This is a genomic window from Acetivibrio clariflavus DSM 19732 (assembly GCF_000237085.1).
Classification (GTDB): Bacteria; Bacillota; Clostridia; order Acetivibrionales; family Acetivibrionaceae; genus Acetivibrio; species Acetivibrio clariflavus.
The window spans coordinates 4,369,569-4,393,940 of sequence record NC_016627.1 but is presented as its reverse complement, the minus strand read 5'-3'; the positions used below and the strand labels follow the sequence as shown (position 1 = coordinate 4,393,940).

Annotated in this window: 24 protein-coding genes; 23 read left to right on the top strand and 1 reads right to left on the bottom strand. The window is 36.4% G+C overall.

Annotation, left to right across the window (positions count from 1 at the left end; translation table 11 throughout):
• Positions 1-294: 294 nt before the first annotated feature.
• From CLOCL_RS18455 to CLOCL_RS18445, 3 genes are all read left to right on the top strand, one after another.
• Positions 295-834, top strand: coding sequence for a methylated-DNA--[protein]-cysteine S-methyltransferase (locus CLOCL_RS18455; protein ID WP_014256732.1), 540 nt, complete (start codon positions 295-297; stop codon positions 832-834).
• Positions 835-1,242: 408 nt separating this feature from the next.
• Positions 1,243-1,725: a DUF2975 domain-containing protein gene (locus tag CLOCL_RS18450; RefSeq protein ID WP_014256731.1), complete on the top strand. Its 483-nt coding sequence runs from the start codon at positions 1,243-1,245 to the stop codon at positions 1,723-1,725.
• 10 nt (positions 1,726-1,735) lie between these two features.
• Positions 1,736-1,942, top strand: coding sequence for a helix-turn-helix domain-containing protein (locus tag CLOCL_RS18445; RefSeq protein WP_014256730.1), 207 nt, complete (start codon positions 1,736-1,738; stop codon positions 1,940-1,942).
• Positions 1,943-2,064: 122 nt separating this feature from the next.
• Here the strand turns inward: CLOCL_RS18445 and CLOCL_RS18440 are convergent, their stop codons facing one another.
• Positions 2,065-2,379: a hypothetical protein gene (locus CLOCL_RS18440; RefSeq protein ID WP_014256729.1), complete on the bottom strand. Its 315-nt coding sequence runs from the start codon at positions 2,377-2,379 to the stop codon at positions 2,065-2,067.
• A gap of 179 nt (positions 2,380-2,558) precedes the next feature.
• Between CLOCL_RS18440 and CLOCL_RS18435 the strand changes: the two genes are divergently transcribed.
• From CLOCL_RS18435 to CLOCL_RS18340, 20 genes are all read left to right on the top strand, one after another.
• The gene (locus tag CLOCL_RS18435) at positions 2,559-3,368 is read left to right on the top strand and encodes an amino acid ABC transporter substrate-binding protein (RefSeq protein WP_014256728.1); all 810 of its coding nucleotides are present in this window, start codon (positions 2,559-2,561) and stop codon (positions 3,366-3,368) included.
• 84 nt (positions 3,369-3,452) lie between these two features.
• Entirely contained in the window at positions 3,453-4,115 is a 663-nt protein-coding gene (locus CLOCL_RS18430; RefSeq protein ID WP_014256727.1) for an amino acid ABC transporter permease, read from the top strand.
• Between the two features lie 15 nt (positions 4,116-4,130).
• A complete protein-coding gene (locus CLOCL_RS18425; protein ID WP_014256726.1) occupies positions 4,131-4,916 on the top strand; it encodes an amino acid ABC transporter ATP-binding protein in 786 nt (261 codons plus the stop codon).
• Between the two features lie 579 nt (positions 4,917-5,495).
• Positions 5,496-5,942, top strand: coding sequence for a flavodoxin family protein (locus CLOCL_RS18420; RefSeq protein WP_014256725.1), 447 nt, complete (start codon positions 5,496-5,498; stop codon positions 5,940-5,942).
• Positions 5,939-6,631, top strand: a complete 693-nt coding sequence (locus tag CLOCL_RS18415) for a nitroreductase family protein (RefSeq protein WP_014256724.1) — start codon at positions 5,939-5,941, stop codon at positions 6,629-6,631. The genes CLOCL_RS18420 and CLOCL_RS18415 overlap by 4 nt, the downstream gene beginning before the upstream one ends.
• 72 nt (positions 6,632-6,703) lie before the next feature.
• Positions 6,704-8,998 carry an AAA family ATPase gene (locus CLOCL_RS18410; protein WP_014256723.1) on the top strand — a complete coding sequence of 765 codons (2,295 nt, stop codon included), beginning with the start codon at positions 6,704-6,706 and terminating at the stop codon, positions 8,996-8,998.
• A 2-nt stretch (positions 8,999-9,000) separates the two neighbouring features.
• On the top strand, positions 9,001-10,263 hold the full coding sequence (locus tag CLOCL_RS18405; RefSeq protein ID WP_014256722.1) for an McrC family protein: 1,263 nt from the start codon (positions 9,001-9,003) through the stop codon (positions 10,261-10,263).
• Positions 10,264-10,662: 399 nt separating this feature from the next.
• Complete coding sequence (locus tag CLOCL_RS18400) at positions 10,663-11,439, top strand: MBL fold metallo-hydrolase (RefSeq protein WP_014256721.1); 777 nt, start codon at positions 10,663-10,665, stop codon at positions 11,437-11,439.
• Positions 11,440-11,954: 515 nt separating this feature from the next.
• A complete protein-coding gene (locus CLOCL_RS23430; RefSeq protein ID WP_014256720.1) occupies positions 11,955-13,226 on the top strand; it encodes an iron-containing alcohol dehydrogenase in 1,272 nt (423 codons plus the stop codon).
• Complete coding sequence (locus CLOCL_RS18390; protein WP_014256719.1) at positions 13,168-14,586, top strand: aldehyde dehydrogenase family protein; 1,419 nt, start codon at positions 13,168-13,170, stop codon at positions 14,584-14,586. The genes CLOCL_RS23430 and CLOCL_RS18390 overlap by 59 nt, the downstream gene beginning before the upstream one ends.
• Before the next feature lie 115 nt (positions 14,587-14,701).
• Positions 14,702-15,484 (top strand): hypothetical protein, encoded by a 783-nt coding sequence (locus tag CLOCL_RS18385; protein WP_014256718.1) that lies wholly within the window; start codon positions 14,702-14,704, stop codon positions 15,482-15,484.
• A 210-nt stretch (positions 15,485-15,694) separates the two neighbouring features.
• On the top strand, positions 15,695-16,198 hold the full coding sequence (locus CLOCL_RS18380; protein ID WP_014256717.1) for an RNA polymerase sigma factor: 504 nt from the start codon (positions 15,695-15,697) through the stop codon (positions 16,196-16,198).
• 1 nt (position 16,199) lies between these two features.
• Entirely contained in the window at positions 16,200-17,096 is an 897-nt protein-coding gene (locus tag CLOCL_RS18375; RefSeq protein WP_014256716.1) for an RsiV family protein, read from the top strand.
• Between the two features lie 277 nt (positions 17,097-17,373).
• Positions 17,374-17,727, top strand: coding sequence for an arsenate reductase family protein (locus CLOCL_RS18370; RefSeq protein ID WP_014256715.1), 354 nt, complete (start codon positions 17,374-17,376; stop codon positions 17,725-17,727).
• Between the two features lie 69 nt (positions 17,728-17,796).
• Positions 17,797-18,396 (top strand): HDIG domain-containing metalloprotein, encoded by a 600-nt coding sequence (locus CLOCL_RS18365; protein ID WP_014256714.1) that lies wholly within the window; start codon positions 17,797-17,799, stop codon positions 18,394-18,396.
• Positions 18,397-18,483: 87 nt separating this feature from the next.
• On the top strand, positions 18,484-19,224 hold the full coding sequence (locus CLOCL_RS18360; RefSeq protein WP_014256713.1) for a RibD family protein: 741 nt from the start codon (positions 18,484-18,486) through the stop codon (positions 19,222-19,224).
• 683 nt (positions 19,225-19,907) lie between these two features.
• Positions 19,908-20,675: a class I SAM-dependent methyltransferase gene (locus CLOCL_RS18355; protein WP_014256712.1), complete on the top strand. Its 768-nt coding sequence runs from the start codon at positions 19,908-19,910 to the stop codon at positions 20,673-20,675.
• A 538-nt stretch (positions 20,676-21,213) separates the two neighbouring features.
• On the top strand, positions 21,214-22,584 hold the full coding sequence (rlmD, locus tag CLOCL_RS18350) for a 23S rRNA (uracil(1939)-C(5))-methyltransferase RlmD (protein WP_014256711.1): 1,371 nt from the start codon (positions 21,214-21,216) through the stop codon (positions 22,582-22,584).
• Between the two features lie 455 nt (positions 22,585-23,039).
• Entirely contained in the window at positions 23,040-23,744 is a 705-nt protein-coding gene (locus tag CLOCL_RS18345) for a hypothetical protein (RefSeq protein WP_014256709.1), read from the top strand.
• 45 nt (positions 23,745-23,789) lie between these two features.
• Positions 23,790-24,329, top strand: coding sequence for a peptidase (locus tag CLOCL_RS18340; RefSeq protein ID WP_014256708.1), 540 nt, complete (start codon positions 23,790-23,792; stop codon positions 24,327-24,329).
• Positions 24,330-24,372: the final 43 nt, after the last annotated feature.

Below are 24,372 nucleotides of genomic sequence, written 5' to 3'. Positions count from 1 at the left end.
TTTAATATAAAATAGCTATTAATTACAATTTATGCTATAATACCGGTGCATAGTTTAGAAAATTATGTAATCATTGATTTTTATTCGAGAAAGAATATTTTAATAAAAGTTATAATAAAACGAGGTTATTAATTTTGTCGAAAATAATAAATAATGCGGTTGAAAGAGCAAGAAAGATAAAACCGGATATATCTTTAATCGGCAATGATGGCATACCCATCAGGGATGAAATTGAGCTGATAAAATGGATATAGTTTAAAACTGCCAAAAAAGGTTTTAATTGAGGTGAAAAAAATGACTTATAAATATTATTATAAAACACCGGATGGTTTTTCCGACCTGTTAATGACCAGTGATGGTGAATACCTTACCGGCCTGTGGTTTGAAGGCTCAAGAGGCTTATCGAAAAATTTTGCTGATTATGAAGAAAAACTTCTTTCGGTATTTGAGGATACCGTAGAATGGCTTGATATTTATTTCAGCGGCAAGAATCCCGATTTTATTCCGAAATATAAAATTGAGAACCTTACTGATTTTAGGCGGGAAGTAATCGACATGCTGCTTGAAATACCTTTTGGTGAGACAAAGACCTATGGTGAAATTGCTAAAGTAATAGCGAAAAAGCGCGGCATGGCAAAAATGTCATCCCGTGCTGTTGGCGGAGCTGTAGGATGGAATCCTATTTGCATTATTATACCTTGTCATAGGGTTGTAGGAGCTAACAGTTCACTTACAGGCTATGGCGGTGGAATAAACAATAAGGTTGCTTTACTGAGACACGAAAATAACGATATGAGTAAATTTACTATTCCTAAAAAAGGTACTGCTTTATGAACAATTGAATTCATTTGGGAAGTATATAAAAATAATTGTAAGACAGCCTTGCTCCAGCAATATCAATAGAGAAAAAGTTAAGTTTATCAAGTGATGGAAGTAAGGACAAAGGAAAGGATGTATTTTTATATAAAATAATATATCCTTTCTTTTTTGTGCATTTTTACTTACTGCAACCGGTGTAAGGGTGTTAATAATGGATTCCTGACCTTTTGACAATTGCTTCTGTCAGATATATCAGAGCTATTTTGAAAAAAGTCTGTTTGAGGTTTTGTTTTATATTGATAAATTAAATAATTAAAGTAATACTTTAAAAATTTATTGACAGAATTTTAAACCCATGATACATTTGTTTTGTAAAACTTTAAATTTTTAAATTAATAATTTAAACTGGAAGGAGAGTATGCCATGAAAGACAAAAAGGCAGAAAGTGTGAAAAAGAGAACATTTGGTGATATGATATGTAGTTTTGTTATAGCTGCAGTTTCAATACTTGTTTTTATCACAGAGCTTTGGAACTATTATTCCGCTGATGGTGCATACCCGCAACATATTACACATGGAATATATGCGCTCTTTGTTTTTGGATTTACTTTAATTACCGGATTGATACTTCTTGAAGTAAGGAAAACGGGCAAGCCATTCTCTAAAAAGATAATTAATAAACTTCGCAGTTTAGCCGTCCTGGTAATTTTGGCAGGTCTACTTCCGGATGCTGCAGCGTCGATTATTAATGGTATATTTAATGGTACAATTAATCAGGTTGGCATTGAATTAGTATTTTCAGGAAAGAATGTTATTATTGCAATTGTAGGTGTCGTTATTGGTATTGTCTCAGAAATATTTATATACGGATATGAGCTTCAGGATGATATGGATTCAATAGCATAGGAGGAAGAAAATGTCTATAATAGTTAGGCTCGATCGAATGATGGCAGATAGAAAAATGTCTCTAAATGAACTGGCTGACAAAGTTGGAATGACCAATGTAAATCTTTCCAACTTGAAAAATGGGAAAATGAAAGGCATACGATTTGAAACCATGAATGCTATATGTAAAGCATTGAATTGCCAGCCAGGTGATCTGTTTGAATATAAGGAGGATTGAATTTGGCTTAGAAGTTTAGACGAGAAGAAATATCTAATAGATTAACATTCTTAAGCTAAAGGTATTTGGATTCTATGGAATTATTCGAGACGGACACAAATATTTTTAGCAACTATTTATTATCAAAATTTATTTATAACTCTATCTTTGTCGGATATTATGGAAATGTCGGTCAGCTTGCTCTTATTCAACGTAAACTGCGTACCACCGCCTTTGATTTCAATCCTGTCGGGTAATGAGTATATTTTACATATGTTTTTTCCGTGATCGGCAGTCCTGCAATATGAGGCAGCTTGGCATAAAATGATGCACCCGACGATTCTTGTTCTTGTTTCAAGTTTTTTTATCTTCTTAAGCGAATCAGATATGGTACCAATTATAGCGAACAGTATAGAAATAGGAAAGCAGATAAGGCTAATTAGGCATCCTATATTCATATCTTATAACCTTTCTTGTTATGTATTATTGATAACAGTTTGTTAACATAACATATAAACATAATATTTTTTTATCTTCTATAATATGGTACAGTATAGCTTTATGAATAAGTCTTTGCTTTATTATGTTAACATGGTATAATGGGAAAGTATTTATGATTGAATTGGAGGAAATAAGGATGAGGAAATTAAAAATGAAAAAATTAATGGCATTGTTTTTAACACTGGCCATGATTCTTGCATTGGGAGCTTGTGGTACCAAGAGAACTAATAAATCTCAAGATGAAAGTGATTTGAGCTATGTTAAAAGTAAGGGTAGACTGATCATTGGCTACACAAATTATGCGCCTATGAATTATACCGATGAAAATGGTGTTTTTACAGGTTTTGACACTGAGTTGGCAACTTTAACGTGTGAGAAGCTTGGCCTTGAACCTCAGTTTGTTGAGATCAACTGGGATACCAAGGAAGATGAACTAAATGCAAAGTCTATTGACTGTATTTGGAATGGACTGACAATTGATGATGATCGAAAAGCAACTATGGAAATTACCGATCCTTATGTAAAGAATGCTCAGGTAGTTTTGGTTAAGGAAGGAACTGCTTATAACGGAACAGAATCCCTGATAGGAAAGACTGTAGTGGCTGAACAGAGTTCTGCGGGAGAAAAAACTGTTAAGGCGGATGATAACCTTAAACAGGCAAACTATATTCCAAAGAACTTGCAAACAGAATGCTTGATGGAGTTGAAAGCGGGTACCGCTGATGCAGCAGTCTTAGACTTGACTTTGGCAAAAACAATGACCGGTAAAGGCACTAGCTATGAAGATATTATTATCGTAGATTACTTAGCTGAGGAGGATTATGGAGTTGCCTTCCGCAAAGGTTCTGATATTTGTGCAGAAGTGAATAGGATTTTTGGTGAATTTGTTGCTGACGGTACAATGGCCGCTTTGGCTGAGAAATATGGACTGGAACCGGCTGAATAGAGTTGTTGCACAAAAAAATAATTCAGAGGCAAAAGACTATTATTCTATCCTGCTGATTATATCTTACATATTGAGGTAATATTTATGAATGAGATTCTTGTGATTATTGGTAGACTGTCTGAGAGCTTCATGCTAAATTGCAAGCTTTTTATATTGACACTTTTATTCGCACTGCCTTTGGGAATGTTGATTGCTTTTGGATCAATGAGCCGTTTTCGACCTCTTCAGTGGTTGACACGAACTTTTGTCTGGATAATACGAGGAACTCCGTTGATGCTGCAGCTTATAATAATTTTTTACGGGCCCGGACTTTTAAATATGCCTTTTTCCTGGCCGAGCGGCCAATCAGGCCGTTTTGTTGCTGCAACTGTTGCTTTTGTAATTAACTATGCCTGTTATTTTTCAGAAATCTATCGAGGCGGTATTGAGAGTATACCGGTAGGGCAATATGAGGCAGGTCAGGTCTTGGGTATGACAAAAAAGCAGATTTTTTTCCATGTAACACTGCTTCAGGTGATTAAGCGCATTGTTCCTCCCATTGGCAATGAAGTGATTACATTGGTAAAGGATACTTCCCTTGCCAGAATCATTGCAAATAAGGAGATCATTATGATGGCAGGAGAGTACAGCAATAAAGGACTTATTTGGCCTTTGTTTGCCACAGGCATATACTTCCTTGTTTTTGTAGGGATTTTAACCATACTGCTTAATTGGGTAGAAAAGAAACTGAGCTATTTCCGTGTTTGAGAGGATGGGATTTTATTGGCTATTTTAGAGGTAAATGGGATTGAGAAAAGTTTCGGGAATATCAAGGTATTGAAAAATATTGATTTTTCTTTGGAAAAAGGAGAGGTAATGGCTATTATCGGTTCTTCCGGGAGCGGAAAGACCACATTGCTGCGGTGCCTCAATTTTTTGGAACGACCGGATAAAGGAAGAATCATTGTTAATAATGAAGTGATTTTTGATGCAATGGATCCCGCCACTCAAAAGGAAAGTGAATTGAGGAGAAAGCGCTTGCATTTCGGCTTGGTTTTTCAAAATTTTAACCTTTTTCCTCAATATACAGTTCTTAGAAATGTCACATTGGCAGCAGAGTTATTAGCCAAAAAAAGTCCTGACTTCAAACAGAACAAAAAAGAAATCATAAAAAAGATATATGACCGTGGGAAGATGCTTCTTTCCCAAGTCGGACTGTCGGATAAATTGGACTGCTATCCTCATATGATATCCGGAGGACAGCAGCAACGTGTAGCTATTGCACGAGCATTAGCTCTTGAGCCGGACATTTTGTGTTTTGATGAGCCTACTTCTGCCTTAGATCCCGAACTTACCGGTGAAGTACTGAAGGTAATTAAGGGATTGGCAGAGCGCAGAACTACTATGATTATTGTTACTCATGAGATGGATTTTGCCCGGGATGTGGCAGATCGTGTTATCTTTATGGATGGCGGAGTAATTGTCGAACAAGATTCTCCTCAGGAATTGTTTGGAAATCCCAAAGAAGAGAGAACTAAGCAGTTTTTGGCCGGTTATAAAAGTATTTAAGGTTAATTATTACGCATAAACTTTACTAACTGTTTGCATTACTCTAAAGTGGTTCTTTCTATATTTTGTTAATGCTTTAAAATATTTCAATTAATGAGATAAGGACTTTTTCATTATTATAGTTTTCTGTCATACTATTCTTTTCATATAGCAATCCTTTTTTATGGGAATTTTCTTTCCATCCTTTACAAAAATCCCGAATATGCCGAAAATTGAAAAATACGAAGAGATTCGGTCCCTTTGTTATGAAAATGTACATTATAAACAAAGATAGGCTTCTCATGGATATCAGCAACCAGGTAGTAAATGTGTCAGGCTATAGGCATTTAAAATTGAAAAAGCGGAAATAATTTTATCCTCTGACAGATATATAATCTTTGCGGATTACATATATGCTTTGCAATCAGAAAAAATAAATATTATCGAAAAAGTAATGATGAAAATACTTCAAAGTAGTGTAATATATAAGTAATTGTAATATATAACTAATTTAGATGAGTTAAATTGTCGAAATACATAAATGACAATATAAATTGCATAGGCAAAAAACATCTTTTTTCAGTCCCGGAGGTGCTTTTAATGAAAGTGGCTATTGCATACTATTCCCGGCACCATGGGAATACAAAAAAGCTTTTGGATGCCATAAAAGAAATGGGTAATGTAAAACTAATCGATGTGGTTGAATGTAATAAGGAAGACTTATCTGAATACGAAATAGTGGGTTTTGCATCAGGTATATATTTTGGCAAATTCAGCGAGAAGGTTATGGAGTTTGCCAGAAACAATCTTCCGGAAAAAAAGAAAGTTTTTTTAATAAATACCTATGGCATAAAAGTAAGTAATTATACAAAAGATATGGAAAAAGTTATCGAGAAGAAAGGTTGTAAATTGCTCGGAACATATGGATGCAGAGGGTTTGACACCTTTGGTCCATTAAAGTTAATCGGCGGAATTGCGAAAGGACATCCTAATGAAAATGATATAAAAGGCGTGATAGAATTCTTCAGGAGGATTATCGAAAAATGAAGAACGAGTATATTGCCAAGAGAAAATCGGTTAGAAAATTTGATGCTACACCTTTTTCTGATGAACTGCTTGCAGCGATTAAAGATAAGATCAAGGCTGTCAGACCTTTGTTTCCTGATATAGCTTATTCTGTTGAAGTTATTGAGGATAAAAATCCTTCAAAACATAATCCCCCCTATTATCTGTTTTTTAGCAGTGAGGAAAAGGACGGTTGTTACGAAAATATCGGATTTATCGGTCAACAGTTGAGTCTTTATTTAACCAGTATTGGTGTGGGTTCTTATTTTAGAATGAAAAAACCGAATTTGGATTCAAAAAGCAATTTGACTTATGTCATTTGCATGCCTTTTGGAAGACCTGCAGAGCCATTGTTCAGAGAATCGTTTGAGTTTAAAAGGAAAAAGTTGTCTGAGATCTGTGAAGGTTACGATATTCGTATTGAAGCTGCACGGCTTGCACCTAGTGCATTTAATGGGCAAAACTGGTATTTTGTCGCGAAAAGCGGCCGCATTCACTGCTACCGTAAAAAGCCTAATTTCTTTATGGGGGTTATAAAGGACAAACTTACTTGTATTGATATGGGTATAGCACTGTGCCATATTTGTGAAGAAAGCGAGACATTCAGCTATCGGAAGCTGGATACCGCTCCCGAGAAAAAAGGATATATTTATATGGGAACGGTCATATAAATGGGGTCAGAAGGTATGGTACAGGCTTGTATTGCGAAACAATAAAATAAACTTTTGTAAGGGGGAGTTTGTTTGGGAAATATACAATTCAAAAAGTTGGATATTGTACTTGACAAAATAAAACAGACCTGTGAAAAACTTTTGTTGAATAATAAACTTCCGACAAGGGAGCAGTTAGGACAAGGGTATAAATTGTTTTTGCAGAAATTCGGTCCCGATGTGCTAAAAGGACTTGATGGCGAACTGCTTTTAAACACTTTGTTCCATATAGGAAATAGAGATGGTTTGGCTTATTGGTTGGAATTTAAAAATGATGAGGAATTTCGAACCTTTGATTACGGTTCGATATCTGGGGGAAGTGCTTTCAAATATGTGATGTTCAAGCGAAACTTAGATAACGAATGGGTAACCGGAAACCCAAAAAATCAAAGAGTTCTGTCATTAAATGAAGCTGTGTCTTTGGCCAGAGAATTGAGAGACATATTAATATATGGTTCAGATGTTATCAGACAATTTTCAGGTTCGAATATAGATATTGATGATTATAAAGAGCTTCAAAAGAAATTTGATGAAAATATGAAACACAATATGAACAGATTAGCATGGGTACATAAATATTATCATATGATTTATCCCGACGTAATAGATGATTTTCATTCGGCTAAATTTCAAAGGCATGGGTTGATTTATTGTGGAATTGTACCGACAAAAGAAGACAATTTATATGAAATGGCTGGTTACTTCAGGTTAATTGCCGATAAATGCAAATTACCGGTAAATTATGTGACTGCTGCCATCAATGAATTATCCGGTCCTCCTGTTAACTATTTCAGAATTGGGACAGGAGACAATAACGAGAATTACTGGTCCGATATGAGATCAAACTCTTATGTTGCTATTGGCTGGTCGGAATTAGGTGATTTGAATTCCTACAGCCAAAGCGAAAATATGAGAAATGAGATTCAAGAGAGGCTCATTAGTTTATACAAATACAATAATACCACAGCCAGCGTAAAAGCGGGAGAAATTGTAAGGTTTTATAAGGGAATTGAAATAGGTGACATTGTAGTGGCTGTGTCCGGGGAAAGGGTCTATGGGATTGGTAAGGTTACAGGTAATTATGAATATATAAAAGACAGGCGTTATTCCCACTGTAAAAGCGTCAATTGGCTCAGGATTTTTAACGAACCGGTTAAACTTCCGAAACCCGGTGCGGGAAAACTGACCACTTGTTTCACCTATAAAGATATAGAAAATATTATGGAAATCAATAGACTTATTAGTGAAAAAGAAGTTAAAGGTGAAGAATCAAAAGAGTTGCTGCCTCCACTTATGGGTGTTATTGCTGACATTGAAAAAGTCCTTATCAGGAAGAAACAATTGATATTATACGGCCCTCCAGGGACAGGGAAGACCTATTACGCGGAAAAAGCTTGTTGTGAGCTTGCATCCAGGAATATATTCAGAAAGCCTTTTAGTTCCCTTTCAGAAGATGAAAAAAAGACAATATTGGGTGACGGCAGAACTGATGGTGTGGTTCGCATGTGCTGTTTTCATCCCTCTTACGGATACGAAGATTTCATTGAAGGGATTAAACCGAGGGTTTACGACAATCAAACCGTATTTGAAATTAGAGAAGGTATATTTAAAAAGATATGTTCCGATGCCTTGAAAAAGCCGAATGTAAATTTTTATTTAATTATCGATGAAATCAACCGCGGTGATATTTCACGTATATTTGGAGAGTTAATAATGCTAATTGAAAAGGGCAAGCGAGGGAAACAAGTCCTGCTTCCACTGTCCAATGAATCTTTTGCGGTTCCGAAAAACGTGTATATTATAGGGACTATGAACACTGCAGATCGTTCAATTGCTTTGCTGGATGTTGCACTGCGCAGAAGGTTCGGTTTTATTGAGTTGATGCCGGATTACACTTTGTTTGAAGGTGTGGAGTTGAACGGTTTGCCCTTGGGAGGATGGCTTAAGGAATTGAACTCACGAATATGCGAATACATTGGAAAAGATGCCCGAAATCTGCAAATTGGACATTCGTATTTTTTGGAGGGAGAAAAACCGATTACTGCTCCCGACAAGTTTAAACAGATCGTTAAGGAAGATATTATTCCTCTTATTGAGGAATATTGCTATGGAGATTATTCCATGATTTCAAAAATCCTGGGTGAGGGTATGGTTGATGTTAAGAATCAGACTATAAAGTTTGAGCTCTTTAATACAAGAGATATTTCAGATCTCGTTACTGCACTGTTATCGCCATGTCCGACACTTCGTGCCGAAACAAAAAGCCATGATGACAGCAATATTGACGAGGAATCGGAGACTAATGACAGCAGTAACGGAGTTGAATAACGATGGCAAATACTATTAATTTAAAAGAATGGAGTATTATTTTCGAAGAAGGTGCTGAGCTCTCCGACGTTGATGCCCGCAATACTGCACAAGCACTTAAAGAAAAGGGAATCATTGAAATTACGGAGCAAAAGAACGGAATATTTGTCGAAAGCAATTCTTATGTAGGTAGTATAAAAATAGGCAATATTCAGATAAATGTAAGTCCTAAAATAGAGGGAATTCCACTGTACACGTTATTAAGATATGCCTATGGATTGAGAGATTTGAAATTATTTAATATTTCTGAACATTCAATAGGTAATTTTTCATTTTTTGATTTGCTCATTTATGAGCTGTATGCTGAAGCCGAGGATTTACTGCGAAGAGGTATTCACAAAAGCTATGAGAAGAAGGAGGAAGATTTATTCTCACCCCGAGGCAAAATTGATATGAACAGGCTTTGCACTCAGGGAGGACTATCAAAGAATAAACTGCCTTGCAGGTACTTTAACAGAGAAGGAAACAATGTTTTAAACAGAACTTTGCTGGCAGGCTTGAAATTAGGTTTGAAACTGGTCGTAGATATTGAATTGAAAGCAAAACTTCAAAGACTTTGTTCCATTATGGAAGAGGAAGTTGATGACATTATTTTGACAAGGGGAAATCTTCAGCTTGCCAAAAACAGTATTAACAGATTGAACGACAGGTATTCTGCAGTCCTTGAAGTAATAAATATCTTATATGAATCTCAAGGTATTCAATTGGAGGATGAATCACGCTGTATTAATTTACGGGGATATTTTTTTGACATGAATGCTTTCTTTGAAAAACTAGTGGGAAAATTGCTTAAAGATTGTGTCAAGGAATATGTGGTGAAGGATCAATTCAGTCTTCATGATATGTTCATGTATACTCCGGGATTTAATCCACGCCGCAGAGAGTCACCAACGCCAAGGCCGGATTTTGCGCTTTTACAAGGCGGAAAAGTAGAAAAATTGCTGGACACTAAATATAGGGATTTGTGGGAAAATAATTTGACCAGGGATATGTTATATCAGTTGGCCATATATGCTGTTAGCGGAATCGGCGACAAGACTGCCACAATAATATATCCGGCTGTCAGTGACGAGCCTACGGTGCAAAAGATTGATGTTAAAAATCCTGTTACAAATACAAAAATGGCAAGTATAATATTAAAGCCAATAAATCTTGTTAAGGTTGCAGGTTTACTTTCTAAGGACAGGAATGAGTTGGTGGAGTATGTGAGGGAAATAATTGATTAAAGGCTTATAAAACAGGGGACGGTTCTCTGTTCTAACTAAAAGATGGGATTTATTGATAAAAATATAAACAATTAAGATGATATATGTGATATTATGATATAAAGAAAGAGCTAAAAAAATGTATTATATTTTACTAAACAATTAATAAAGTACAAGTATATTAACGGTCAGATTGTTGCAAAAAATAATCCCAAGAAGTATGGGAATTTCGGTATAAGGGAAATGGAATGGACTACAGTTATATCAGATAACCAAAGGCATTGTATGAAAAGGCTAAGCAATAAATTATTGAACTGTCCGTGATTATTTCTTGTTCCCAAAAGTATTAAATATCTTGGAATTCGGTAATTATAGCAAGGATAATTTGCAAAGTAAAATAAAAGATAAGGAGCATTTTATATGGAGGAAAGAATAAAAATAAAAAAACTTGATGATTGTATATGGCTTCTGGATGATAACGGTGAAGCAACTGGATATCTTGTTTGCGGCGAGAAGAAAGCTGTTGTCATTGACACAATGAACGGTATTGCCGATGTTCATGCTGTTGTCAGAGAAATCACGGACCTTCCGCTTATAGTAGTAAATACACATGGACATTGTGATCACATTTATGGCAATTTGTACTTTGATTGTGATTGTTTTTTACATCCGGACGATGTGAAAATTGCAGCCCAACATATGAAGTTTCCCGAATTTGTGAAACTTTGCAATGAGAAGAAGCTTGAAATGCCACCGTTTAAGCCAATTAATGATGGCGATATAATTGATCTCGGCGGACTTACACTTGAAATCGTTTTGCTTCCCGGACATACTCCCGGAGGAATATGCCCGCTCCTGAAAGAAAAACGCACATTGTTTACTGGAGACAGTATTAATCATCATCTTTGGATGCAGTTGGATGAAAGTCTTCCGCTCAGAACATTTCTCAATAATCTTGATAAAATTTCATGGGTTACCGAAAAAGCGGATAGAATTCTGCACGGCCATGCACACGATTTTGATGATATTTCTTTGTTTGATGACTTACGGAGTGGTCTTAAAGAGCTTATAGAAACAAAAGGGAATGGGAATACAAGATACAGTACCGATTACAAATGGTTTGGCGGTATTGCAAAACAATATCCTTTCGGCAATCGTAAGAGCGTTATTTGTTATAGCATTGAAAAGCTGGATTGAATCGATTTTTATGTTAAGAAATAAAGACTTACTTTTGCATAGGCTCAAATCCAGGAAAGAATGACTACTACGTGCCAGAATGAAAAATAAGTGTGATAGCACTTGTGTTATGATGTTTTTCTGGTGTTTAATATTTAGTTTATGTTTGATATATTTCTCAATGAAGAACAGAGAATCAAGCAGTGATAAATAAAAAATTGCTGATTCGAAATCACCAATTCCGGAAATGGTTAAATCATATCAGAAATAGATCAATAATTTATTCATGGAATAACACCAATGATCATTGGTGTTTATATTTTTATCTGTGTTGATATCGATCCTAAGCAATCGGAGTTAACTTATACTTTTGTTTACCATTTTATATCCAGTACAATCATTTACATTTCAATGTTTAACTTCAGATATATGATATAATGGAATCAAGCCTATAGAATGTGAATATGATAATATCACTTACTAATACTATTTGCCTTTACCTTATTGTATAGGTTTATAGTTTGAGGTGGATATAAATGTCTTTTTATCTGCTCAGAAAATTAATTCGTAAATTGCCCGGGGTTATAATCAAATTGGTCCCGAAACCTGAACATGTTTTGAGAGAAGGCTTTGGAGCAAGAGAAGTAATCGGTGAAATCTGTGCATTTGCAGGGTATAAATCGGTACTTATTGTAACCGACAAAACATTGTATTCTCTCGGCTATCATGAAAAAATTCTTGATTCGCTCGAAGCAAACAAAATAAAATATAATGTTTTGAGCAATACTGTATCCGAGCCGACAATCGATATAATTAGTGAAGGCAGAAATGTTGCTGTAAACTATGGTGCCGATTGCATCATAGCTTTAGGAGGAGGTTCTGTGCTGGACTCCTGTAAGATAATAGCTGCCGGCGCAAAAATGCCAAAGCGCAATATAGAAAATCTTTTGCACAAATTTATTTATGTTAACGGAAAAACCTTACCAATTATTGCTGTCCCGAGTACTGCCGGAACAGGGGCTGAGATAACTGTGGCAGCTGTGGTTAAGAATAAAAGAGGGATAAAGTGTTCCACCATTGTTATAGGACTTAATGTCACTCATGTTGTGCTTGACAGCGAGCTGACAACCGGTGCTCCTGAAAGTGTTACGGTATGCTGCGGAATAGATGCTCTCAGCCATGGAATTGAAGGGTGCCTTGCAGACATAAAAACAAGTAAAGAAGATATGAATAAAAGCCTCGAGTGCGTAAGGATTGTGCTTGAGAATTTGCCGATTCTTATTTCTTCTCCGGATGATAAAGAAGCAAGACAGAAGATGTGTCTTGCTGCATATTACGGAGGAAATGCCATCAACAAGCAGCTTGCAGGGTATGTCCATGCCTTTGCACACTCAATCGGTGCATTGTATCATATTCCGCACGGAAAAGCCATTGCACTGTGTCTTATACCGATAGTTTCTTATCATAAAAACATTTGCAGAGATAAGCTTGCGCAGTTATCGGTTTATTGCGGATTTTCAAAAGAAACAGATGACCAGGAAGCTGCTGCCGATAGTTTCGTTGCTGCTCTTGAAGAATTGCTGGAAACATGCGGATTTGAAAGAGGATGCGATTTGATTGACGAAAAAGATTATAAAAAACTAATCAGAATGATAAATGCCGACTCCATTAATTATTCGCCGCCCAAAACACTCAATAACAAAGAGATTGCACGTCTGCTTGACGAGATTAAAAAGGGAGGTAACGTTTGTGGCCTATACACAGGAACAAATACAGGAAATAGTTGCAAAGCAGAGAAAATTTTTTAGATCCGGGGTTACCCTTGACGTCAATTGGAGGTTAAAACAGCTGAAGAAATTAAAAGCAGCTGTGATTGCCCATGAGGAAGAACTTGAAAAAGCGTTGTACGAGGATTTGGGTCGCAGCAAAGTAGAAGCGTATTTGTGTGATATCGGTCCTGTAATAGTAGAGATTAACGAAACCCTACGCGGATTAAAAAAATGGGCAAGACCGGAAAAGCATTACAGCGGCCTTATGTGTTTTCCGAGCACATGTACTACGGTATACAAACTGCCCTACGGTGTATCGCTGATTATCAGTCCGTTTAACTTTCCTATTCTTTTAACGCTGGGGGTATTGACGGCAAGTATCGCTGGAGGCAATACAGCAGTAATTAAGGCAAGCTCAAAATCGGCGGCCAGTACCAAGGCTTTGCAGAAACTGATTGCAGAAACATTCCCCGAAGACTATGTTACGGTTATTGACGGCGGTCATGATGTGGCTGACATGTGCCTTGCACAGCGATTTGATAAAATATTCTACACCGGGTCCCCTGCAGTCGGTAAGCATGTACTTGCGGAAGCGGCAAAAAATCTGACATCGGTAGCGCTTGAGCTTGGCGGTGAAGAAGGCAACTGGTGTATTGTCAGAAAAGACGCAGACATAAGGGATGCTGCACGCAAAATTGCGTTTTTCAAGATTTGCAACGCAGGGCAGATTTGCATAAATATCAATCAGGTTGCGGTGGCTGAGGAAATAGCAGATGCTTTTATCGAAGCATTAAAGAGCGAATTCGTAAGACAAATAGGCGAGAAGCCCGAAGAAAATGGAGAGTATCCGAAACTTATTAATGATGCAGCCTATGACAAGTGCCAAAAGCTGGCGGAAAAATATAAAGACAGGATAATTTTCGGAGGAACCGGAAACAGGGAAACAAGAAAATTTGCACCGACTATAATTTTTCCTGTTGATAAAGACGAGGATATAGTTCGACATGAGCTTTTCTGCCCGCTTCTGCCGATTGTTCCATTTAAGGATGAAGAAGTGGACAGTTTGATGGAAACTATTGCCGACAGAGAACATCCTCTTGCCATGTATGTTTTCACCAAAGATATGAAATGGGCAAAGAAGGTTATGTCCACCCATCAATACGGTGGAGGATGTATCAATGAGGTTTGTATCCATATTATGGTAAAGGGTGTGCCCTTCAATGGCGTGGGACACTCGGGAATGGGCGCATATCACGGGGAATGGGGGTTCAGGGAGTTTACTCATCCGTCTACGGTTTTGAAAGGAAGAACGTATTTCAATCTGCCTTTGCGAGAACACCCATATACTGGAAAATGTGAAAAAATGAAAATGTTTTTGCTTAAATTATTTGAGAGATAATAGTAGTTACTGTTTTAGGCTAAGAAAGTTACGATTTGCCAATATTTTATTATTTCGGTTCCATAATATATTGACTTTCCATATAATACAATAAAAATACATTTGGGAGGTCAATATGCAAAACTACCTTAACAATCCATACATTAATTATGGGAATTATACAAAAGGTTTGTTTAATTTTGCCAATAGACGGAATACATATACCCTTGACAGGCAAATAGGAGATGTAAACGGCGATAGTGTACCGGATATAGTTTATCTGGTGGGGGATAAAAACCAGAATAACTTTTATGAAAATATTAGATTAATGATACAGGACGGAAGTACTCAGCATTGGTACGTTATTCCTCTGTACCCCGATTACAGCAGTGCCTTCGATTCATGGTTGTTTTTAGGCAGCTTTACAAGCTTTAGTTCAAAGGAGATTATGGTAAGTCTCGCTGTTGGAGGAAGCGGAGCATTAACGTATTATTATGTAATATCATCCTACAATAATGTTGCCCAGTATCTGCTTGGCCCTGAGCAATTTGCCGATTTTGTGCAAGCCCTGCAGGTTGAAATTAAATATATGGATAATTACAGAGTGCTTGTTAAGAGCAACAAGCTTAACCAATCCTATATAGTGGACGTAAGCGAAAGAAAAGAATTTTACGAAGGAAGGGTTTATGACAAGGAAGGCAAACTTATCAAACCCTTAGAGGGATTCCTTATTTATCAACCCCATCTATATCCTGTTAAAACCGATGGTATTGCTCCGTATAAGCTGCAAGCTCAAAACGATATAGCCGGAACTTCTCATGCCGACAGCCTTGGTTCTACAGTAACATATTGGAAGTATGACAGACAGAGTAAATCCTGGACTTTAGACCCTGAATATTTTTGGGTTATGCTTGGGTAAAATGAAACTATAATGAGTTCTAAAAAGTTTTTGTACCAGCTATATATAAAAATAATCCCTAAACTATCCGCTGTAAAAAGCAAACACACTAAAATTAGTGTGTTTATTTTTATAATTAAAAAATAAACATATTGGCTGGAGTAAATGAAACTATTTATTTTTTCAAAAAATCTAATATATAGACACACGATAAAGGAGGGTAAATTTTTCGTGTCTCATCTCGGAAATGAACAGGAAGAAAAAATTGAGCAAACCATTTTGAAAAAATATAACAGCTACTATAGAATGGCAATGAGTTTTGTACATAATGAAGAAGATGCTGCGGATATTGTTCAGGAAGGTGCATACAAAGCAATTAAAAACAGTAATTCTCTCAAACATATTGAATATGCTGAAACCTGGGTGTACAGGATTATGATGAATGAAATCTATAAACGATTAAACACAAAGAAAACTAAGTCTATTGATGATGGAAATTTTATAGACCTTCAGGTTGAAGATAAATATGAAAATATAGATTTAATGAGAGCATTGGATTCTATGCCAGACAATGATAAAGCGGTTATTCAGTTGAAATATTTTGAAGATCTTAAGCTCGATGAAATTGCCTATATACTTGGTGAAAATCTAAGTACTGTAAAAAGCAGATTATATAGAGGCCTGAAAAAACTTAGATGTAAAATGGATGATTTGGATATGAAAGGAGATGACTGACTTGCCCAATAATGATGACAAAATTTTAAAATTATTAAAGGAACAGTATGAAAAACCAATGATGAGTGACAAGGATATTTGCAAGATGAAACAGCGAATGGAAAAAGGAAAGGAGGAAAAGAGATTATTGTCCAAAAAGAGATCATATATGAGATTGGCTATTGCTGCAGCTGCAGTGCTTGCAATCTTAATTTTGCCCAATATATCAAGTGCAGTAGCTCATGCTATGGAAAATATTCCGGTGTTGGGAGGATTTTTCAAGGTAATCACCTTTAGAGACTATCATTATGAAGATGAAAGAAATATTGCAGATGTTGTTATACCTGAGATATCGACGGAGGGGAGTACAGACAATTCCTCTACCGATGCGGGTAAAAAAACAGCTGATGAAATTAATGCCGAGATCCGTGAAATTGCAAACAAGTGGATTGAAGAATTCAAATCAAATATGGAAAATGAAGGCTATCATAATATTATGATTGACTCAGAAGTAATTGCCACTACAGAAGACTATTTCACATTAAAGCTGATTTGCTTCTGGGCTGCGGGAAGCGGTTATGAGGAGAATCATTTTTATACAATTGATCTCAACACAGGAAAAAAGGTGGAATTAGCGGATCTATTCAAGGAAGGCAGCGACTATAGGCGTATAATAAGTGAAAATATCAAAAAACAGATGAGAGAGCAGATGGCTGCAGATGACAGTATCAAATACTGGATTGACAATGAGGAATATCCGGAGTGGAATTTTAATGAAATTACCGATGAAACATCATTTTATATTAATGGAAATGGAGAAATTGTAATTTGCTTCAATGAAGGCGAAGTCGCACCTGCATATGTGGGAACGGTAGAGTTTACAATTCCAAAGGATGTAGTTGCGGATATTCTTAAATAAATATATGACAAGGAACAGAAAAGAATCTATGAACCTCTTGGATTTCAAGGGGTTTTTGCTGTGTTAATTTTCAGTTGAAAGACAGCCATATTGTGAAGAAAGTATCTGAGATATTTGGCGAAGGAAAGTGGATTAGAGTAAAAATAAGAGAAGTTAAGGGGAAAGACAATTGAATGTTTTGAAAAACAGTTGATATAATTATTTATAATAGTTAATGTCATTGAATAGACTGCAAAAATATAGTATAGAGTTATTAAATAGTGAACGGAGGCGGATTATGATATTTGTATGTTACCCTAAATGTACTACCTGCCAAAAAGCCAAGAAGTGGCTTATAGCAAATGGGATTGCCTTTGAGGAAAGGAATATCAAAGAAAGTAATCCTTCGATTGAGGAATTGAAGGATTGGCATAAAATGAGCGGTCTGCCGCTAAAGAAGTTCTTTAATACCAGCGGATTACAGTATAAGGAACTTAAGTTGAAGGACAAGCTTCTTGAAATGAGCGAGGATGAGCAATATAGCTTGTTATCGTCGGACGGTATGCTTGTAAAGCGTCCTATTCTCATCGGTGACGACTTTGCTCTGGTAGGCTTTAAGGAGGACGAATGGAAATCTACGCTTGGCATTTAAGGTAAATCCGGTGCTAAGTCCTAGATTTTCTTATTATATCAAGAGTATATTTGCTAAGGAGGTTTGACAATGGGAAATATATCAAGAGATGAGGCATTTTCTTTATTGAAAAAATATAATAAAGATCCTTTTCATATTCGGCATGCATTAACGGTTGAGGCTGTTATGAAGTGGTTTGCCAAAGAATTGGGATATGGTGAGGATGCAGAATATTGGGGAATTGTCGGATTACTGCATGATATCGACTTCGAACTATATCCGGAGGAACATTGTATTAAGGCACCGGAACTGCTCCGTGAGGCTGGTGTCAGTGAAGACATTATCCATAGTGTTGTTTCTCACGGATACGGAATTACAGTAGGAAGTGGAGTTACAATTGATGTTGCTCCTGAACATGAGATGGAAAAAGTACTCTTTGCTGTAGACGAGTTAACAGGACTTATCTGGGCAGCAGCTCTTATGCGTCCTTCAAAAAGTACTAAGGACATGGAACTGAAGTCTCTTAAAAAGAAGTACAAGAGTAAAGGCTTTGCAGCCGGATGCTCGAGAGAGGTAATCGAGCGTGGTGCGAATCAGTTGGGATGGGAACTGGATAAACTGCTTGACATGACACTTAAAGCAATGGCTGATAGTGAAGATGCAGTTAACCAGCAAATGGAAAATATTTAATGCAGTATTTAAAGTTATGAAAGAATTATCGTTAATGAAAGCAGACGATGAAGTATGTAATGTGCTTAAATGAGTGGGAGGCGGGTTATGGACAGACCATATGTCATATGCCACATGGTAATGTCTCTGGACGGAAAAGTCACCGGAGACTTTTTAGAGAGAAGCGAATACGGTAAATTTGTTGAGGAATATTTCAAAATACATAGGGAATATGGTGCAGATGGATTTCTCTGCGGCAGGATTACGATGGAAAGCGGTTTTCCTCAACCGCCTGTACAATATAAGCATTATGAGGGCCTTCCTATTGACAGGAAAGATCATATTACAAGAAAATCTGCGTTTTATGCAGTTGCATTAGATCCGAAGGGAAGACTCTGGTGGAATAGCGGTGCTATTTCAGATTCAGACGAAGGATATGATGGTGCACATATCATAGAAGTGCTGTCAGAAGATGTTCCTGACACCTTTTTGGCATATTTGCAGGAGAAGGGCATTTCCTATATTTTTGGTGGAAAGAACGAGTTGGATCTGGAAATTGTCCTGAATAAGCTTAAGAAATTGTTCGGCATAGAAAGACTTCTGTTGGAGGGTGGCGCGATTACCAACGGATCTTTTTTAGAGGAGGATTTGATTGATGAAATTAGCCTGGTTGTAGTACCTGTAGCTGAATGCAATGACTGTGCTGCACCGCTTTTTAAAACATGGAATTATGGATCGATAATTGATCCGGTAAAATCTTTTAATTTGAATGAGGTAAAAAGATTAAATGATAATGGCCTTTGGCTCATTTACACAAGAAATAGAACAGGGGACAGTTCTCTATTCTAATTAAACGATAGATTAACAGACTGAATTATGAGTCAAAAGAGTATATAATCCCAATATATACAAGTTATTTTGGCTCAAAAGCATAATACTTAGGCGAATAAATTATTAAAAATTATCATAAGTTGAAAAAAATTCAGGCTTTATCTCGCTTAGCGGACATACTCCGAGAGGAATATGTCCGTTTTTTAAAGAAAGAGATAAATGCACATTGTGTATAATTCACATGATGGCTATGTGGCAGTAGCTTTTTTATTCAATATTGGGAGTCACTCAGACCAGAAGTATTTTATATATTCAGCGGAACAATTCAATTTATTTAAATCATAATCCAGGGAAGCTGAGTGAAAAGAGCAGGAGATTATTTGGTGATGATACATGGAAGCAATTCTATCCTTGCCTGCAAAATATAGAAGTGTGATTCATTTGTTTTATTACGAAGGGTATACAAAGTATCGATATGATGGAATCATTAATTGAATGACAGTTTTTTTTCACTACATGACGAATAGAATATAAAGGAATAAAATTTTATATCCTATATAGAAAAAAAGATATAAATAATCTTAATATATTAGGATAATAAAATTTGGCGAACTGCGAAGTTTTAAGACGCAATGAGCATATTGACAAGACAGCTGCAATTGAATGACAATGCAATATTTGATTAAATAGGTGGGATAATTATGGACTATTTTGAACAACTAATGGAAGAAATCGATAATTATAATTTTTCCGGATGGGATTTTTCTTATATTTTGGAAACAGGCAGAATGCAGGAAGTGCCGGTAAAGTGGAACTATTTTAACAAGATAAAACCATATTTATATAATGTCAAAAGGCTATTGGATTTAGGAACAGGTGGGGGAGAAAGATTGTCAAAGTTTACACCTCTGCCCCAAGAGACTTATGCAACCGAAGGATATAAGCCAAATGTGGAAATTGCAAGGAAAAAACTTGAGCCTCTCGGAATACGGGTAATAGAGGTTGATGGAAATGAAGAAAATAGTAAGTTGCCTTTTGATGATAACTTTTTCGATTTAATTATAGATAGGCATGAGTCATATTGCTCACAAGAAATATATCGTATTTTAGCAGACGATGCACACTTTATTACACAGCAAGTCGGAAGCCTGACTATTGTGAATTTGATACAGTTACTTGATAACAAGGGTTTGGAAATTTCAAACTGGAATTTAAACTATGCAGAAAAGGAATTGAAGGAAAACAATTTTGAAATTGTAAATTCAATTGAGGAAATAAGTTTTATCAGATTTTATGACGTTGGAGCATTGGGTATATATATTAAAGCTTTTCCCTGGGTATTTCCAGAGTTTACAGCCAAGAAATATGAAAAAGAACTCATGTACATTCACAATAGCATATTAAATGAAGGGTATATTGATATCGTCTATCATCTTTTTTTCATAGATGCAAAAAAGAAAGGATTTTAAAGATACTGCAAATGAGATAAAAAATCATGAAACACAGGACGGACATATGGGCTGCATACTTGATGATAAAGGCTCTTTTGTTTGTATGTATTGATTTGTTGCCTTATATCAGCCGGAAGAAAATTTATAGAAGTTCTTAAAGAGACTTATGAATCTGGTTTTAAATTATTGTTGTATATTTGCTGTTATTGCAGTTATATCATACTTTCATAGACAACTGCATGGAATTTAAAGTTGTTTCTGTTAATGCAGTTGAACATTTTTATGGAAATTTATGTTTATAAATTTATGCAATCAGCAATAATTAACAATAAGGCAAACTGATTCAATATTTTGTCCCTAATGGGACTATTTTTTTGCTTAAAATTGTTTTTTACAATAAAGACTAATATAATATAAAACAAATAAAATTTTATGTTTTTTGTCAATTTCAAAACTTTTGAAATTATCATTTTGAATTTTAATATATGGTTTAGTCTTTCTAAAATTTATTTTAACAGGAAAGATAACAATAGTATTAGTGAGAGGCGGTAAAAAGTTGGTTCCCGTTAAGAAGAATGAAGTATATAAAATTGAAATCAGCGGAATGACACATGAAGGTCAGGGAGTGGGCAGAATTGATAACTTTACGGTTTTTGTCGATGGCCCGATAAAGGGAGAAGAAGTTGAGATAAAAATAATTGAAGTTAAGAAGAACTATGCCGTGGGTAAACTTGTAAAGATCTTAAAAGCTTCACCCGACAGAGTTGAGCCGCTATGCAAAGTGTACAACAGATGCGGCGGATGCAGTCTTCAACATATGAGCTATGATGCGACATTGAAATTTAAAACTGATCTGGTTACAGAGAATATAAGAAGAATTGGTGGCCTTCAAGGTGTAGTGGTTCATGATACCATTGGCATGGATAATCCCTTTAATTATCGTAATAAAGCCCAGTTTCCTGTAGGGATACAGAGGGGTGAATTGGTTGTGGGGTTTTATGCCAAAAGATCCCATGATATTGTCAATTCTCATATGTGTTTAATTCAACATAGTGATTGCGATAAAGCAAAACTCATTGTAAAAAGGTTTTTGGAAGAGAATAAAATCAGTATATACGATGAAACTACAGGTAAAGGCCTGGTTCGTCATATTATGACCCGGGTAGGTTTTAAAACCGGAGAGATGATGGTGGTGCTTGTAATAAACGGAAATACCTTGCCCAAGCAGGATCTTCTTGTAAAGAGGCTTACCGCAGAAATGCCCCAGATAAAAAGCATTGTATTGAATATAAATACAGCAAATACCAATGTTATTTTAGGTTCAAAAAATATAGTGCTATTCGGTGAAGAGAACATAACCGATTACATTGGAAATTTTAAATTTAAAATATCACCATTGTCTTTTTATCAGGTAAATCCTGTACAGACTGAACTTTTATACAATAAGGCATTAGAGTACGCAGGTTTGACAGGCGAAGAGACGGTGTTTGATTTATACTGCGGTATTGGTACCATTTCATTGTTTTTATCCCAGAAGGCAAAAAAAGTCTACGGCGTTGAAGTTGTAGAAGATGCCATAAGGGACGCACAGGAAAATGCGAAATTAAACGGTGTTGATAACGTGGAATTTATAGTTGGAGAGGCAGAGAAAATAATTCCCGACATGTATGATAAGGGGATAAGGGCGGATGTAGTGGTAGTCGATCCGCCTCGTAAAGGATGTGATGGGGTGGTACTTGATACTCTTGTCAATATGTCACCCGAAAGAATTGTGTATGTGTCCTGTAATCCGGCAACTCTTGCGAGAGATATGGCGTTTTTGTCCGAGAGGGGATATGAGGTTTTGGAGGTTCAGCCGGTTGACATGTTCCCCTGGTCCAGCCATGTTGAGTGCGTGACATTGATGACAAATGTAAAAAACAAATAAGCGCCTGAAAAACGGCCTGAATACAGGGCTTTCAGGTGATTTGCCATCTGCCGAAAATGTGCTTTTTGGCGGCGGAGATGCCGGGAAACCCTGTATTTTTATGTGTGTGATTATTTGTGGAAACACATCCACAGCCTTTCGGGGCGGCTTCCGGCGGGAGGGGTTGTGTAGACGGAAAAGACGAGGTTTGAAATGGTTTGATGTGTTTCGCGGGAATAAATACATCAATTTAAAACTCAATGAAAAGGCCTGAAACGCATCGCTTTACTCAGACTTTAAATAATATTAATTTATTTTTTTAAAATTACGGAAAGAAAAATGGTTTTCTAATCGTCAAATACAATAGAGACAACAAAGACTTTTTTAAAGGGGATGATACCATTGTTTTATTCCATAACACTATCACAAGCAAAAAACCATATTAATTTTTTTAATTGGTGAGGAGGTTACATACGATGTCAAGAACAGTGCAATACAAGAACGCTAAATTAGTGAGCGTCTTAATTAGTATGTTCCTATTATTGGCAGTTGTCATTGCACCATTAAAGGCATCTGCTTGGACTGGATTCTATTTTAATGGAGCATGGAAAACTGTAAGTAACAATGGAGCAGCTTTAACAATTGAAACCCAAAATCCTACTATATCCGAGGATTCTTCTGTATCCGCATGGGCCATGACATGCAATGGAACTGATTCGTATGCACAGGTAGGTTGGGTGAAGTTTTCAGGCTATACCGCTCCCAAATACTTTTATGAGTATAACTATGAGCCTGGTGGTGTTTGGTATCAAAAAACGTTAGGGACAGCAACGGCGGGTAGTCATAATGACTTTATGGTTGGTTGCGATAGTACAACAATGTATTTTAAGATTAACGGGATTTCTTATGGAACGGTTTCTCTCTCCACTATTCCTTTCACTAGGAGCATGGTCCAATTTTTTGGAGAAACTCATGACGAAGACGATCAATGCCCCGGCTCAGTGGCAAACCCAGTAACAATGGGTAATGCAAAATATAAAAACACATCTAATTCGTGGGTATCTGCAACATGCTACAATCCTTCAAGTTTAGGTTCGGGATATGGAGATCTTTCAACAATGAGAAATAACATCTCAACAAGTGGCTCTACGGAGTGGGAAATTTGGGACTCACGGTATTAATATAACAACAATATTGCGCTATTAACAAAAAAGGAGTGAAATTTCATGAAAAAAATTATTGCGCTCGCTGCGGCTATTGCTGTATTATCAGTATTCACAGTGAGTTTGGCTGCCGGGGCTTTCGCAAGTACAAATAACAATAATGTTCCAGAGCAATCAGTTCCGGCTACCTCTGAAACTACAACCTTGCCTGATTCCGCATCCTTGAGCAGTGATTCTTTAAATATATTAACGGAGAATACAAACTTTCAGAATCATGGCTTTGAGGTTAAAGCACTGACTGAAGCGGTAAAATTGGATAAGACTACTGCAGTTAAGAAGGCAAATGAGAGTGTCGGCAAACAAATAAGCACGAAAGCAGAGTCAATTACTGCCGTATCAGCAAAATTCACCGATACAGAAACGCCTGTATTGCCTGAATCTAATATTACATTAAAAGATTACCCTGTATGGATTGTAACATATCATGGCGTCACGTTACAGAAACAAGGGATGGCCGGCGGTACAGTGTATGCAGATCAAAATGTTGTAATTGACGCTAATAGTGGTGAAGTGCTTGAAACGTTCTCTTACAGTATCAAATAAAGGCTTGAATAATTATTGTTTTACAATAAAAATTGCCGCAATC

What these genes read in the sequence shown, in the direction of transcription:
- CLOCL_RS18440 (WP_014256729.1), bottom strand. Translation starts at nt 2,379, where the DNA reads ATGAATATAGGATGCCTAATTAGCCTTATCTGCTTTCCTATTTCTATA.
- CLOCL_RS18420 (WP_014256725.1), top strand. Translation starts at nt 5,496, where the DNA reads ATGAAAGTGGCTATTGCATACTATTCCCGGCACCATGGGAATACAAAA.
- CLOCL_RS18430 (WP_014256727.1), top strand. Translation starts at nt 3,453, where the DNA reads ATGAATGAGATTCTTGTGATTATTGGTAGACTGTCTGAGAGCTTCATG.
- CLOCL_RS18345 (WP_014256709.1), top strand. Translation starts at nt 23,040, where the DNA reads ATGTCAAGAACAGTGCAATACAAGAACGCTAAATTAGTGAGCGTCTTA.
- CLOCL_RS18400 (WP_014256721.1), top strand. Translation starts at nt 10,663, where the DNA reads ATGGAGGAAAGAATAAAAATAAAAAAACTTGATGATTGTATATGGCTT.
- CLOCL_RS18435 (WP_014256728.1), top strand. Translation starts at nt 2,559, where the DNA reads ATGAGGAAATTAAAAATGAAAAAATTAATGGCATTGTTTTTAACACTG.
- CLOCL_RS18385 (WP_014256718.1), top strand. Translation starts at nt 14,702, where the DNA reads ATGCAAAACTACCTTAACAATCCATACATTAATTATGGGAATTATACA.
- CLOCL_RS18365 (WP_014256714.1), top strand. Translation starts at nt 17,797, where the DNA reads ATGGGAAATATATCAAGAGATGAGGCATTTTCTTTATTGAAAAAATAT.
- CLOCL_RS18340 (WP_014256708.1), top strand. Translation starts at nt 23,790, where the DNA reads ATGAAAAAAATTATTGCGCTCGCTGCGGCTATTGCTGTATTATCAGTA.
- CLOCL_RS18370 (WP_014256715.1), top strand. Translation starts at nt 17,374, where the DNA reads ATGATATTTGTATGTTACCCTAAATGTACTACCTGCCAAAAAGCCAAG.
- CLOCL_RS18445 (WP_014256730.1), top strand. Translation starts at nt 1,736, where the DNA reads ATGTCTATAATAGTTAGGCTCGATCGAATGATGGCAGATAGAAAAATG.
- CLOCL_RS18415 (WP_014256724.1), top strand. Translation starts at nt 5,939, where the DNA reads ATGAAGAACGAGTATATTGCCAAGAGAAAATCGGTTAGAAAATTTGAT.
- CLOCL_RS18450 (WP_014256731.1), top strand. Translation starts at nt 1,243, where the DNA reads ATGAAAGACAAAAAGGCAGAAAGTGTGAAAAAGAGAACATTTGGTGAT.
- CLOCL_RS18455 (WP_014256732.1), top strand. Translation starts at nt 295, where the DNA reads ATGACTTATAAATATTATTATAAAACACCGGATGGTTTTTCCGACCTG.
- CLOCL_RS18360 (WP_014256713.1), top strand. Translation starts at nt 18,484, where the DNA reads ATGGACAGACCATATGTCATATGCCACATGGTAATGTCTCTGGACGGA.
- CLOCL_RS18405 (WP_014256722.1), top strand. Translation starts at nt 9,001, where the DNA reads ATGGCAAATACTATTAATTTAAAAGAATGGAGTATTATTTTCGAAGAA.
- CLOCL_RS23430 (WP_014256720.1), top strand. Translation starts at nt 11,955, where the DNA reads ATGTCTTTTTATCTGCTCAGAAAATTAATTCGTAAATTGCCCGGGGTT.
- CLOCL_RS18355 (WP_014256712.1), top strand. Translation starts at nt 19,908, where the DNA reads ATGGACTATTTTGAACAACTAATGGAAGAAATCGATAATTATAATTTT.